This is a genomic window from Microbacterium sp. EG9, assembly GCF_059759475.1.
On sequence record NZ_CM186217.1, the window covers coordinates 622,273 to 636,047 of the forward strand.

12 protein-coding genes are annotated in these 13,775 nt (G+C 70.9%); 9 read left to right on the forward strand and 3 right to left on the reverse strand.

Annotated features, from left to right (window positions below):
• Positions 1-90: 90 nt before the first annotated feature.
• The 6 genes from AC6CQV_RS02710 (at position 91) to hpf (ending at position 6,526) form a co-directional block, all read left to right on the forward strand.
• A complete protein-coding gene (locus AC6CQV_RS02710; protein WP_060960922.1) occupies positions 91-735 on the forward strand; it encodes an MIP/aquaporin family protein in 645 nt (214 codons plus the stop codon).
• Between the two features lie 165 nt (positions 736-900).
• Positions 901-1,581 (forward strand): MtrAB system response regulator MtrA, encoded by a 681-nt coding sequence (mtrA, locus tag AC6CQV_RS02715; protein ID WP_191008925.1) that lies wholly within the window; start codon positions 901-903, stop codon positions 1,579-1,581.
• A gap of 10 nt (positions 1,582-1,591) precedes the next feature.
• Complete coding sequence (mtrB, locus tag AC6CQV_RS02720; RefSeq protein WP_101306700.1) at positions 1,592-3,262, forward strand: MtrAB system histidine kinase MtrB; 1,671 nt, start codon at positions 1,592-1,594, stop codon at positions 3,260-3,262.
• Positions 3,259-4,950, forward strand: a complete 1,692-nt coding sequence (locus AC6CQV_RS02725) for an LpqB family beta-propeller domain-containing protein (protein ID WP_498260194.1) — start codon at positions 3,259-3,261, stop codon at positions 4,948-4,950. The genes mtrB and AC6CQV_RS02725 overlap by 4 nt, the downstream gene beginning before the upstream one ends.
• A 100-nt stretch (positions 4,951-5,050) precedes the next feature.
• Positions 5,051-5,722 (forward strand): ComF family protein, encoded by a 672-nt coding sequence (locus tag AC6CQV_RS02730; RefSeq protein WP_498260195.1) that lies wholly within the window; start codon positions 5,051-5,053, stop codon positions 5,720-5,722.
• A 141-nt stretch (positions 5,723-5,863) separates the two neighbouring features.
• Complete coding sequence (gene hpf, locus AC6CQV_RS02735; protein WP_060960917.1) at positions 5,864-6,526, forward strand: ribosome hibernation-promoting factor, HPF/YfiA family; 663 nt, start codon at positions 5,864-5,866, stop codon at positions 6,524-6,526.
• A 123-nt stretch (positions 6,527-6,649) separates the two neighbouring features.
• On the opposite strand, the gene AC6CQV_RS02740 is transcribed toward hpf, so the two are convergent.
• Positions 6,650-7,981, reverse strand: a complete 1,332-nt coding sequence (locus AC6CQV_RS02740; RefSeq protein ID WP_498260196.1) for a hypothetical protein — start codon at positions 7,979-7,981, stop codon at positions 6,650-6,652.
• Between the two features lie 143 nt (positions 7,982-8,124).
• Here AC6CQV_RS02740 and secA point away from each other — a divergent pair, with 143 nt between their 5' ends.
• On the forward strand, positions 8,125-10,920 hold the full coding sequence (gene secA / locus AC6CQV_RS02745; protein ID WP_498260197.1) for a preprotein translocase subunit SecA: 2,796 nt from the start codon (positions 8,125-8,127) through the stop codon (positions 10,918-10,920).
• 72 nt (positions 10,921-10,992) lie between these two features.
• Positions 10,993-12,216: a pyridoxal phosphate-dependent aminotransferase gene (locus AC6CQV_RS02750; protein WP_060960914.1), complete on the forward strand. Its 1,224-nt coding sequence runs from the start codon at positions 10,993-10,995 to the stop codon at positions 12,214-12,216.
• A 40-nt stretch (positions 12,217-12,256) separates the two neighbouring features.
• On the opposite strand, the gene AC6CQV_RS02755 is transcribed toward AC6CQV_RS02750, so the two are convergent.
• A complete protein-coding gene (locus tag AC6CQV_RS02755; RefSeq protein ID WP_060960913.1) occupies positions 12,257-12,697 on the reverse strand; it encodes an Rv3235 family protein in 441 nt (146 codons plus the stop codon).
• 152 nt (positions 12,698-12,849) lie between these two features.
• On the opposite strand from AC6CQV_RS02755, the gene AC6CQV_RS02760 reads away from it, so the two are divergent.
• Positions 12,850-13,452, forward strand: coding sequence for a hypothetical protein (locus tag AC6CQV_RS02760; RefSeq protein ID WP_498260198.1), 603 nt, complete (start codon positions 12,850-12,852; stop codon positions 13,450-13,452).
• A 16-nt stretch (positions 13,453-13,468) separates the two neighbouring features.
• Here AC6CQV_RS02760 and AC6CQV_RS02765 read toward each other — a convergent pair whose 3' ends face one another.
• The gene (locus AC6CQV_RS02765; RefSeq protein WP_498260199.1) at positions 13,469-13,750 is read right to left on the reverse strand and encodes a helix-turn-helix domain-containing protein; all 282 of its coding nucleotides are present in this window, start codon (positions 13,748-13,750) and stop codon (positions 13,469-13,471) included.
• Between the last annotated feature and the right edge of the window lie 25 nt (positions 13,751-13,775).

Below are 13,775 nucleotides of genomic sequence, written 5' to 3' on the forward strand. Positions count from 1 at the left end.
AGTTCTCGCGCGGCTGCCTGGGAAAGCGCTGGGAGTGCACTATGGTCGTGCTGAGCCGGAAGGGACCGGCGATGACCACAGGAGCTCATCATGAAGGATTCGTTGCGCAACCCCCTCGCCGAGTTCATCGGCACGTTCATCTTCGTGTTCGCCATCATCGGCGCCGTCAACAGCGGCAGCGCCCTGACCCCCCTCGCCATCGGCTTCGCACTCATGATCATGGTGTTCGCGACCGGCCACATCTCCGGCGCCCACCTGAACCCGGCGGTCTCGCTCGGCGCCTGGCTGCGCGGCGCCATCAGCCTGACGCGGTTCGTCTCGTACGTCGTCGCCCAGCTCGCGGCCGGAGCGCTCGCGGCCGCCGTCAGCTTCGCGCTCTGGCCCGTCGCGGACGAGCCCGCCAAGATCGAGATCGGCCCCGCGTTCCTCGTCGAGGCGCTCTGGACCTTCGTGCTCGTGTACGTCGTGCTCAACGTCGCGACCACCAAGTCCAACGTCCACAACTCGTTCTACGGTCTCGCGATCGGCTCGACGGTCTTCGTCGGCGCCGTGGCCGTGGGAGGCATCTCCGGCGGCGGCTTCAACCCGGCCGTCGCGCTGGGGCTGTCCATCACGGGCATCTTCGACATCGGCGCCTACTGGCTGTACTTCCTGGCCCCGCTGGTCGGCGGCGCGTTGGCTGCGCTCCTGTTCCGCGCCCTCAACAGCGACGACAAGCTGCCCGCTCTGCAGTAGCGGTCGCCGCGGCGGGACGTCGACGATGACGGGTCCGGGACAGCGTCCCCGGACCCGTCATCGTCTGCGCGGCACTCGGTGCCATCCCAGGAGCGTCCGATACTGTGTTCCTGCGCCCTGCCGCGTCGGCGGCATCCGGCCCACCCGAAGGACGAACCAGGCCATATGACTTCCCGCATCCTCGTTGTCGACGACGACGTCGCGCTCGCCGAGATGATCGGCATCGTGCTGCGCACCGAGGGCTTCGAACCGCTGTTCTGCGCCGATGGCACCGTCGCCGTCGACGTGTGGCGCGAGGAGCGCCCCGACCTCGTGCTGCTCGACCTCATGCTTCCCGGCATGGACGGCATCGAGATCTGCACGCGCATCCGCTCCGAGTCGGGCGTTCCGATCATCATGCTGACCGCGCGCACCGACACCGCCGACGTCGTCCGCGGGCTCGAATCGGGCGCGGACGACTACATCGTCAAGCCGTTCAACCCGAAGGAGCTCGTCGCGCGCATCCGCACGCGGCTGCGCCCCGCCGCCGAGCCGGCGGGCGACGACCTGCGCATCGGCGACGTCGTCGTCGACGTGGCCGCGCACGAGGTGCGCCGGGGGAACGAGGTGATCGCGCTCACCCCGCTCGAGTTCGAGCTGCTGGTGGCACTGGCCTCCAAGCCGCAGCAGGTGTTCTCCCGCGAGATGCTCCTCGAGCAGGTGTGGGGCTACCACTACAAGGCGGACACGCGCCTCGTGAACGTGCACGTGCAGCGTCTGCGCGCCAAGGTCGAGATCGACCCCGACAACCCGCGGATCGTCATGACGGTGCGCGGGGTCGGCTACCGCGCCGGCGCGGTGGTCTGATCGGCCCACGATGACGCCGCAGACGGCGACCGTGCCGACGATGACCGGGTGGCGCGACTGGCGCACCTGGCCGCGTCGCGTGGCCTACGCCTGGACGCGTTCGCTGCGGTTCCGGACGCTCGTCATCACGATCGGCGCCACGGCGTTCGCGATCCTGATCGCGTTCGTCGCGATGGCTCTCGCGATCCAGAACGACCTCTTCGAGTCGCGCGTCCAGCAGGTGCAGGAGTCGGTGCAGCGGGCGACGCAGTCCACGCAGCAGACCCTCAACGCCGCGCAGATCGACGGGGACGGCGCCGCGCTCCAGTCCCTGTGGAACAACGTGACCGACTCGATCGCGCGACAGGCCGGCACCGACATGATCGCCGCCTTCCGCATCTCGGACGCCCCGTCGACGATCGCGCCCCAGGACTTCCAGAAGGGCGGCCTCAACGTCGGTCTCATCACGCCGGGGCTGCGCAGCGCCGTGCAGGGGGATGCCGAGAAGCGCTGGTGGCAGTCGGTCGGGCTCGCCGAGTCCGACGGCAGCACGGTGCCCGGCGTCGTGATCGGCCAGCAGCTCGTGTTCCCCGAGGTCGGAGCCTACGAGTTCTACTTCGCGTACGACTTCGCCCCCGAGCAGCAGACCCTGCAGTTCGTGCAGGTGACGCTCTGGCTGGTCGGCGCGGGACTGGTCGTCCTCATCGCCGCCATCTCGTGGTTCGTCCTGCGCTCCGTGACGGTGCCGATCGCCGAGGCGGCGGAGACGAGCGCCACGCTCGCCGCCGGCGACCTGGCCGTGCGGCTGCCGGTTCGCGGCGAGGACGAGTTCGCGACGCTGGGCCGGTCCTTCAATGCGATGGCCGACAGCATCGAGGCGCAGATCAAGGAGCTGGCGGAACTGTCGCTCGTCCAGCAGCGCTTCGTCTCCGACGTCTCCCACGAGCTGCGCACCCCGCTCACGACCATCCGTCTGGCCAGCGACATGCTCAACGACCAGCGGGAGAGCTTCGATCCGACGACCGCCCGCGCCGCCGAGCTGTTGCACGCGCAGGTGCAGCGCTTCGAGACGCTGCTGACCGACCTCCTGGAGATCAGCCGATACGACGCCGGCTCCGTGCAGCTCGAGTACGAGCCCACGAGCCTGGCCCACCTCGCGGAGGACGTCATCGCGTCGATGCAGCAGCTCGCGGAGCAGCACGGCACCGACGTGCGGCTGGTCGCCCCCGGCGGGTACTCGCCGGTCGAGATGGATCCGCGGCGGGTACGCCGCGTCGTCCGCAACCTCCTCGGCAACGCGATCGAGCACGGCGAGGGACGCCCCATCGTCGTGACGGTGGACAGCAATCAGCGGGCCGTGGCGATCGGCGTGCGCGACTACGGTCTCGGGATGAGCGCGGCCGATGCGGAGCGGGTGTTCGATCGGTTCTGGCGCGCCGACCCGTCGCGCAAGCGCACCATCGGCGGCACGGGCCTCGGCCTGTCGATCGCGCTCGGCGACGCCAAGCTGCACGGCGGCAGCCTGGCGGTCTGGTCCGAGCTCGGCCGCGGGACGAACTTCGTGCTCACGCTGCCGCGTCAGGGCCAGCCGCTCGACGGGGCCTCGCCGATCCCGGTCGATCCGGTCGAGGACGGGGTCTCGCTGGACGACCTCGGGCTCACGCAGCCGATCACCGTGTTCGACCGGGGGAGTCGCCCATGATGCGTATCCGCCTGCGCGGCGTCGCCGCCGCCCTCCTCGCCGCCCTGCTCTCGACGGCGCTCGTCGCGTGCGCCGGCCTGCCGACCTCGGGCCCGGTCAACCCGGGCGTGCGCATCGTCGACGACGACGGCTCCGCCGACTTCGCGTTCATCCCCAAGGGGCCCGTGCAGGATGCGACGCCCCAGCAGATCGTCGAGGGCTTCATCGCCGCCGGTACCGGTCCCAGCAACAACTGGGAGACGGCCCAGCAGTTCCTCGCGCCGAGCTTCAAGGGCACGTGGAAGCCGCAGGCCGGTGTCACCGTGTACGCGGCCGGGCAGCGGACGCTGCAGCAGACGGGCGCCGCGGAGTTCGTGCTGACCGTCGCGCCGGTGGCGACGGTGGATGCCACGGGCGAGCTGACCCCGGCATCCGACGACGGCGACATCCCCCTGTCGTTCAAACTGGCGCAGCAGGCGGACGGCCAGTGGCGCATCACGCAGGCGCCGGACGGCATCGTCCTCGACCAGACGCGGTTCGCGACGGTGTTCGACGCGTACTCGCTCATGTACTTCGACCCCACGTGGACCTACCTGGTCCCCGACGTGCGCTGGTTCCCCCGCTACTACGCCGCCACGAACATCGCGGAGGGACTGGTCGACGGCTCACCGGCGCCCTGGTTGCGCGGTGCGGTCGTGAGCGCCTTCACCGACGGCGCCCGCCTGGAGCTGACCTCGGTGCCGCGGCAGTCGAACGTCGCACAGGTGACGCTGCAGGACGGCGCGCGCAACCTCGACCAGGTGGCGCTGGACCGCATGCAGACGCAACTCGAGGCGAGTCTCGGCACGGCCGGTATCAGCGGTGTCGACATGATCCTGCCGGGAGGGCAGGCGCTGATGGCGCAGAAGGTCGACGTGCGCTCGACCGCCGTCGCCTCCAACCCGGTCGTCCGCACGGAGGCGGCCTTCGGATTCGCGTCGGGCTCGACGGTGACGCCGATCGCCGGGCTGTCCGACGCGATCCTCAACATCGCGACGACCGACATCGAGGTCAATGCGGATCGCACGACGGCCGCGGTCCGCGACGTGTCGGGCGCCGTGCTCGCGGTGCACGCCGATGCGCTCACCCAGCGGCTGGACCAGCGCGCCGGCCTCATCGCGCCCTCGATCGACCCGTCGGGATACATCTGGACGGTGCCCACCGACGCCCCGAGCGCCGTGCGGGCCTACGCCCCCGACGGCACGATCGTCACGGTCGCCGGCGGGTGGTCGGGCGCCTCGCAGATCCTCGCGCAGCGCGTGTCCCGCGACGGCACGCGCCTGGTCGCGGCGGTCCGCGACGGCGACCGCTACGCGATCTGGGGCGCGGGGATCCAGCGCGATCGCAACGGTGTGCCGACCTCGATCGAGTCGCCCGAGAAGGTGCTCGACACCCTGCCCGGACCGGCGACGGCCCTCACCTGGCTCGACGGCAGCACGCTCGGGGTGCTCACGAGCGACGGCGAGGACCAGTACCTCGAGACGCTCACCGTGGGCGGGTTCGCCTCAGCGAGCCGCACCCCAGGCGACACCACGACCGTCGCCGGGCAGAAAGACAGCGCGCGCGTGCGGGATGCCGACGGCGAGGTGTACGCCCAGCGCGGCGCCAACTGGCAGCAGCTGGTCGGCGACGTCCGCGTGCTCGCGATCCAGCAGGGCGCGCCCCGCTGATCCCGCGCCGGCTCCTCCCCGGGGAGCGCGGGCGCGCGGCATCCCCCCGATGGTGCGCTCCGGGCCCCGCGGCGCGCACGCGACGGCGATGCTGAGGGGCATGAGCGCATCCCCACGAGCACCGGGCGGGCTGGGCGCGGTCCTCCGCGATGCGGGTGCCGAGGCGCTGAGCCTGCTGCTGCCGATCCGGTGCGCCGGCTGCGACGTCCCGGACGTCGGACTGTGCCCGGCCTGCCGCGACGAGCTCGCTCCGCGCGTTCGTCGCGGCAGGCTCGACGCGGGCCTGGCCGTCTTCTCGGCGCGGGAGTTCTCGGGCGTGCCCGCGCGCGTCCTGCGCGCGCTCAAGGAAGACGGCCGCACCGCACTCGCACGACCGCTGGGGGCCGCCCTCGCGGCCGCGGCGGAGGCCGCCGCCGGGGGCCCGGTCGAGGATGTCCTGGTGGTTCCCGTCCCCTCGTCCCGGGCCGCGTTCCGGCGTCGCGGCCACGAGGTGGCGGGGCTGATCGCGCGCCGCGGCGGACTCCGACCGCTGCGGGAGCTGCGGACGGTCGGCGCGGTGGCGGATCAGCGCGGTCTGGGCAGGGCGGCCCGTGCGCAGAACGTCGCGGGCACGATGCGCGCCCGCGGCGTCGAGGGGGCTCCGGTGCTGATCGTCGACGACGTCGTCACCACGGGAGCGACCCTGCGCGAGGCCGCGCGGGCCCTCACCGACGCCGGCGCGCGGGTCGTCGGAGCGGCGACGGTGGCCGCCACGGCCCGACACGCCCGGTGAGCCCGGATTCATCGCGGATGCTCACGGATCGCGACGGCGATTCGCAGGTGACATGGGCGCGGCACCCCGATAGCGTGGGAGGGACCAAGGCGAACTCAGGGTCCGCCCTTGACCGGCCGGACCCGGAACAAGGAGGTCAGGATGGAAACTAGCATCGTCGGCGTGGGCGTGAGCATCTCCGATCGTTTCCGCACCGTCACCGAAGAGAAGTCCGTTCGCATCGGAACGCTGGCGCCGCGGGCGCAGCGCCTCGACGTCAAGGTCACTCACCGCGCCTATCACAACGGCAGTCGCGAGGAGGAGACCGTCGAGCTCACCGTCACCGGCAAGGGCCCGCTGGTGCGTGCGGAGGCCACCGACGGCGACAAGTTCACGGCGCTGGACATGGCCGTCGACAAGCTCGCCGAGCAGTTGCGGCGTGCCAAGGACAAGAGGGTGGATGCCCGTAACCACCCGCGGGGAGCCAAGCTGGACAAGGGCAGCGGCGCGCTGTCCGGCATCGATCTGCAGCCGGCCTCGGTCGAGACGCTGCGTGCCGTCGCGACCGGCGAGATCCCGATCGCCGTGGGCGACGAGGGCGAGGACGACTACACCCCCGTCGTCATCCGCACGAAGAACTTCGACGCCGAGTGGATGACGGTCGAGGAGGCCGTGGACCGGATGGAGCTCGTGGGCCACGACTTCTTCCTCTTCATCGACGCGCGCACCGATCACCCGAGCGTCGTCTACCGCCGCAAGGGCTGGGACTACGGCGTCATCTCGCTGACGGCCAGTGCGCCGCCGGCGCGGGAGCTCGCGTCCTGAGCGACGCCACCGACTCCCGGAATCGGAGGGAGTGAACAGAATCGGATGCCGCGACGCGCGGCATCCGATTCTGTTTGCGCGGACCGAATCTGCGGCGGGCGCGGGCGCGCCGCGGGCGCGGGGTCAGTCGAACATGCCGTCCAGGATGCTGCCGATGACGAGACCGCCCAGGATGCCGCCGACCATGTCGCCGCCGCCTCCGCCGCGCCGTCCGCCGCCCCACCCGCCGCCGTTGCCCCAGCCGCCGTCGTTGGGACGCGACGAGTCGATGTCGCGCTGAGCGAGCTGCAGGGCCTCGGCGGCGAGCTGACCGCAGCGCCGCGCGTCGGCCAGCGCCTGCTCGCGATCGTCCTCGGCGATGGGCTGGGCGGCGAGCGCGGCGAGGTCCAGGCGGATGCGCTCGGCCTCGGCCAGGCGGGTGCGCGCATCGGCGCCGATCCATCCGCGGTGGCCGGAGATGACGCTGCGCGCCACTCCGAGCTGGCGGTCCGCGTCGTCGATCGCATGCCGCACGTGCGTCTCGGGCGGCGCCGGATTGGCCAGCCGGGCGCGGGCCTTCGCGACCGCGGCATCCAGCGCGGCGTTCGCCTCGCGCAGCCGGGTGAGCTCGCCGAAGGGATCGGGGAGGCCGCCGGCCGGGGTGAGGGCCATCAGCTCCTTCTCGAGGGTCGACATCGCCGCCGCGACGGCGGGGACGTGCGCGAGGTCGCGGGCTACGACGAGGTCGTCGCGCGAGTCCTCCACGATCGCGTCGAGCGTCGACTCCGCACGCAGGGCCTCGACCTCGAACGCGTCGACGGCGTCCAGTAGCGTGGTCCCGCGTCGCACGGCCTCCATCGCGGTCTCCAGGGCGAGGTTCGCCTGTTCGCGCTGACCCGACTCGCGTCGCGCCGTCGACACGTCGGCCCCGTGGGTGGCGAACGCGAACAGCTGCGCGGCCTCCGCGGCGTTCTTCTCGATGCGGCGCACCGCGTCGGGCGAGTAGCGTGCGCGCACGCGGTCGAGGGTCGCCTCGGCCCGGGCCAGGCGCTGCTCGCCGCGCGCGACGTCGGCGCGGATGCCGTCGATGATCTCGGGAGCGCGCCGGGCGCGCTCCACCGGCTCGGCGAGCGCCTGCAGCCGGTCGTCCAGCAGATCCTCGGCCCAGTCGCACAGCTGGATGATGCGCGCGTTGCGGGTGCGCAGCTCCTCCGCCATGTCGGGGATGTGGTCGTGGTTGAGCTGATTGAGCTGGAAGGCCTCGCCCATGTGGCTGCGGACGGCCGCCAGGGCATCGCGCAGACCCGAGGTCGCCTCGCGGCCGAGTTCGATCTCGGCGAACACGAGTTCGTCCTCGGTCGTGCGCAGCCGCTCGTCGATCGAGACGAGGGCGGCGTCGGCGCGGCGGCCGAGTTCGGCGTCCTCCGCGGCCTTCTGCTGCCGCTCCTGCTTGCGTGCGCCCCAGAATCCCGCCATGCCACGATCCTATGCGTGCCCTTTCGAGGACTCGCGCAGGTAAGCAAAGTCACAGCCAGGTAACATGGCCCCGTATGCCGTGCCCCCGTGCGCGGCTCCGGTGGCGTCGCGCGTCACCCGCACACGATAGATGGAGATGCTCCGTGGCCAACCCTCTCGAGAAACTGCTCCGCGCCGGCGAAGGACGCATCCTGCGGCGGCTTCAGCAGGTCGTGAAAGCGGTCGGCGCCCTCGAAGAGGACTACGCACAGCTCACCGACGAGGAACTGCGCGGCGAGACGGCCGAGCTGCGTGCGCGGCACGAGGCGGGCGAGAGCCTCGACAAGCTCATGCCGGAGGCGTTCGCGGCCGTCCGGGAAGCGGCCAAGCGCACGCTCGGACAGCGTCCGTACGACGTGCAGATCATGGGTGGAGCGGCGCTTCATCTCGGCAACATCGCCGAGATGAAGACCGGTGAGGGCAAGACCCTGACCGCGACCTTCGCCGTGTACCTCAACGCGATCGCCGGCAAGGGCGTGCACGTCATCACCGTGAACGACTTCCTCGCGTCGTACCAGTCCGAGCTGATGGGGCGCGTCTACCGTGCCCTCGGCATGACGACCGGCACGATCATCGCGGGCCAGACGCCCGAGGTGCGCCGCGAGCAGTACAACGCCGACATCACGTACGGCACGAACAACGAGTTCGGCTTCGACTACCTGCGCGACAACATGGCGTGGCAGAAGCAGGATCTCGTCCAGCGCGGCCACTTCTTCGCGATCGTCGACGAGGTCGACTCCATCCTCATCGACGAGGCGCGCACGCCGCTCATCATCTCGGGACCGTCGTCGGGGGAGGCGAACCGCTGGTTCGTCGAGTTCGCGAAGATCGCGAAGACGCTCGAGGCCGGCGTCGACTACGAGGTCGACGAGAAGAAGCGCACGATCGGCGTGCTCGAGCCCGGCATCGAGAAGGTCGAGGACTACCTCGGCATCGACAACCTGTACGAGTCGGCCAACACCCCGCTCATCTCGTTCCTGAACAACTCGATCAAGGCGCTCGCGCTGTTCAAGCGCGACACCGACTACGTCGTCATGAACGACGAGGTGATGATCGTCGACGAGCACACGGGTCGCATCCTCGTCGGACGCCGCTACAACGAGGGCATCCACCAGGCCATCGAGGCCAAGGAGAGCGTCCCGGTCAAGGCCGAGAACCAGACGCTCGCGACCGTCACGCTGCAGAACTACTTCCGCCTCTACGAGAAGCTGGCCGGCATGACCGGTACCGCCGAGACCGAGGCGGCCGAGTTCATGTCGACCTACAAGCTCGGCGTCGTGCCCATCCCCACCAACAAGCCGATGATCCGCAAGGACCAGCCCGACCTCGTCTACAAGAACGAGCAGGCGAAGTTCGCCCAGGTCGTGGAGGACATCGCGCGTCGCCACGAGACCGGGCAGCCGGTGCTCGTCGGCACGGTCAGCGTCGAGAAGAGCGAGTACCTCTCGCGACTGCTGGCCAAGAAGGGCATCAAGCACGAGGTCCTCAACGCGAAGAACCACGCGCGCGAGGCCGAGATCGTCGCCCGCGCCGGGCGCCTGGGGGCCGTGACCGTGGCCACCAACATGGCCGGCCGCGGCACCGACATCATGCTCGGCGGCAACGCCGAGTTCCTCGCCGTGCAGGAGGTCAAGGCGAAGGGGCTGGACCCCGTCGAGACCCCCGATGAGTACGACGCCGCCTGGAGCGAGACCTACACCGCGATGCGCGACGTCGTGGCCGAGGAGGCGGCGAAGGTCGTCGAGGCCGGCGGGCTCTACGTGCTCGGCACCGAGCGGCACGAGTCGCGCCGCATCGACAACCAGCTGCGCGGCCGTTCCGGTCGACAGGGCGACCCCGGCGAGAGCCGCTTCTACCTGTCGCTGACCGACGACCTCATGCGCCTGTTCCAGTCGGGAGCCGCCGAGGCGATCCTCGCCCGGACGAACTTCCCCGACGACGTGGCGATCGAGTCGACCATGGTCTCCCGCGCGATCAAGAGCGCGCAGTCGCAGGTCGAGGCGCGCAACGCGGAGATCCGCAAGAACGTGCTGAAGTACGACGACGTCCTCAACCGCCAGCGCGAGGCCATCTACGCCGACCGCCGGCAGATGCTCGAGGGCGACGACCTCTCCGACCGCGTGCACCACTTCATCGAGGACGCGATCGGCGCGATCATCGACGACCACACCGGCAGCGGCCACAACGAGAGCTGGGACTTCGACGCCCTCTGGACCGAGCTGAAGACGCTCTACCCCGTCTCCGTCACGATCGACGAGGTCGTCGCCGAGAGCGGCAGCAAGGGCCGGGTGACGCCGGAGGTGCTCAAGCGCGAGATCCTCTCCGACGCCAAGATCGCCTACGCCGCGCGCGAGGACAAGCTGGGCGAGGCCGCGATGCGCGAGCTCGAGCGCCGTGTCGTGCTGCAGGTGCTGGACCGTCGTTGGCGCGACCACCTGTACGAGATGGACTACCTCAAGGACGGCATCGGCCTGCGGGCGATGGCCCAGCGCGACCCGCTGATCGAGTATCAGCGCGAGGGCTACCAGATGTTCCAGTCGATGATGGGCCAGATCAAGGAGGAGTCGGTCGGCTTCCTCTACAACCTCGAGGTCGAGGTGCGTGCGTCGGGCGATGGCGAGGTCGAGGCGAAGGGACTGCAGGCGGCGCCTGCCGTCGAGGCCCAGAAGCTCCAGTACACCGCGGCGAACGATGCGGGCGAGGTCGAGGTGCGCAACGAGCGCGGGCAGGTGCAGCAGGCGGCGACCAACAAGGTCCGTCAGCAGTCCGCTGCGCAGGCTCCGGCCCAGCCCGCCGCCGAGGCCCCGCGCGGGGCGTTCGGACAGCGGACGGATGCCGCGGCATCCGCTCCCGCGCCGCAGAACCGTGCCGACCGTCGCGCCGCCGGCAAGAAGAGGTAGGTCGATCGGGCGCGGGAGGGTCGGGCCACCGGCCGTCGATTGGCCCTGCCCGGGCGGCGATATCCTGATCCGATGAGTCCCCGCATCCTCGACCAGTCATCCAAGCTCAAGGACGTCCTCTACGAGATCCGTGGAGCCGCCCTGGTGGAGGCCGACCGGCTCGAGGCCGACGGGCACCGCATCCTGAAGCTCAACACGGGCAACCCCGCGGTCTTCGGGTTCGAGGCGCCGTACCAGATCGTGCGCGACATGATCGAGGCGATCCCGCACGCGCACGGCTACAGCGACAGCCGCGGCATCATGTCGGCGCGCCGCGCCGTCGTCTCCCGGTACGAGCAGGTGCCCGGCTTCCCGAAGTTCGACCCGGACGACGTCTACCTCGGAAACGGCGTGTCCGAGCTGATCACCATGACCATGCAGGCGCTGCTCGACAGCGGCGACGAGGTCCTGATCCCCGCGCCGGACTATCCGCTGTGGACGGCGATGACGAGCCTCGCCGGCGGGACCCCGGTGCACTATCTCTGCGATAACGAGAACGGCTGGCAGCCCGACCTCGACGACATCCGCGCCAAGGTGACCCCGGCGACGAAGGCGATCGTCGTGATCAACCCCAACAACCCCACCGGAGCGGTGTACTCCCGCGAGGTGCTGGAGGGGATCGTCGAGATCGCCCGTGAGCACTCCCTCCTGCTGCTCAGCGACGAGATCTACGACCGCATCCTCTTCGACGATGCCGTTCACATCCCGCTGGCGACCCTGGCACCCGATCTGCTCTGCCTGACTTTCAACGGGCTGTCGAAGACGTATCGCGTGGCCGGCTACCGTTCGGGCTGGATGGTCATCACCGGTCCGAAGAAGCACGCCGCCGGCTTCCTCGAGGGCATCCAGCTGCTGGCATCGACGCGACTGTGCCCCAACGTCCCGGCCCAGCACGCCGTGCAGGCGGCGCTGTCCGGGGTGCAGTCGATCGACGCGTTGATCGCCCCCACCGGTCGCCTGCACGAGCAGCGGGATGCCGCCTTCGACGCCCTGACGGCCATTCCCGGTGTGCAGTGCCACAAGCCGCGCGGCGCGCTGTACGCGTTCCCGCGGCTGGATCCCGAGGTTTACGAGATCCACGACGACGCCAAGTTCGTCTACGACTTCCTCGTGGCCGAGCACGTGCTGCTGGTGCAGGGGACGGGCTTCAACTGGCCCACGCCCGACCACTTCCGCATCGTGACGCTGCCCGAGGCGCGTGTGCTGACCGAGGCCATCGAGCGGCTCGGCAACTTCCTGTCCTCCTACCGCCAGTAACGGTAGGGCAGGGATGCCCCGGCCGGCGCCGTCGCCGCGGTCAGAGCAGTCCCAGCGAGGTCGCGCGCCAGCGTCCGTCCCAGCCCTCGAGACGCATCGCGACGGCGCGCGTGCGGGCGGGTCCTGCGACCACGACGACGCCTTCGACCACGCCGTCGGCGGGGGAGGAGTACCGGGTGGACAGGATGCGGTGCACCGGCCGGGCCGGGGGCACCCCGCGGGCGCTGCGGGCGCGGGCGGAGAGGTTGGAGCGGGTGAGCAGGGCACGGAAGGCGTCTTCGCCGAACCACCGGGCCAGCTGGTCCACTTCGCGGACCCCCGCGAGCACCTCGAGGACGCCGATCGTCAGGTTCTTCAGCAGCGGTTCCGGTTCGGGCAGCGCGTCGGTGCCGGTGCGCTGCGGGGCGAAGTAGTCGGCGACCTCGAGCGCCGAGCCGAGCCTGGACGCCGGCCGGGGAGCGTCGGCGGAGGTGGGGACCATGCTGTACCTCCTCTGGCGGCGTCGGCCCGGGCGGGCGTCTGACGAGTACAGCACAGCGGTCACGAGGCGTGGATGAGAATCCTCCAACGTGTGGACAGGTCGCCTGTGGACAGATCCCGCGCGTCGCGGCATCCGTCTCCTAAGGTCGCGGCGTGCGCTGGGACCGCTTCTTCGAGGATCTGGAAGACCAACTCGACTCCGAATGGGAGGCCGAGCGCGCGGCCCTGGACACCGAGGCGGAGCGACTGCGCCTGTCGCGGGTGCCGTTGCGCGAGCGCCTCGTCGCCCTCGCCGACGCGGACGCTGCGCGGTGCGCCGTCCACCTCGTCGAGGGGACCGTGCTCGTCGGGGCCGTCGGACGGGTGGGCGCCGACTGGGCGGCGTTTCGCACGGATGCCGGTGAGGGCCCGACCGTGTGGATCGTGCCGCTGCCCGCGGTGGCGATGATCGTTCTGGACGCGGAGGAGGTGCTGTCCACCGTGCGCGACGCGGGTCCGGGCGGCGCGCTCGGTCAGCGGATGTCGCTCGGCTTCCTGCTGCGCGATCTCGTGCGCCGTCGGGTGCCGGTCACGGTGCGGCTCGTGTCGGGTCAGGCGCTGTCGGGAACGGTGGATCGAGCCGGGGCCGACCACCTCGACCTCGCCGTGCACGACCTCGGCGCGCCGCGGCGGGCCGACCAGGTGCGCGGCTTCCGGCTCGTGCCGTTCGCGGCGGTCGCCGCGGTGCGGCTGGATGCCGTCGCCGACCTGATCTGAGCGCGGGCGGCCGCGGTCAGTCGGGGTTTCGGACCGTTCCCCGTCCCCACAGCTCGGGGAAGCTCGCGGCGTTCGACTCCCGCCACAGCGCCATCCGGCGGGCATCTTCGGCCTGGTCGTCGAGATACTCCGCCACGCTGTCGGCGTCGACGCGCCAGCGCGGGGGCGCGCCCGCCCTGACCCCGCGCAGCCGCCCGTCGATGACGAGCGCGATGACCTCGTCGACGGCGAGCTGCAGCATCTCCGCCACCTGTGCGGGGGCGAGCAGGCGTGCGCCGTCGGGGGGCGATTCGGGCATGAGGACATTATGCGTTCCGTTTGTG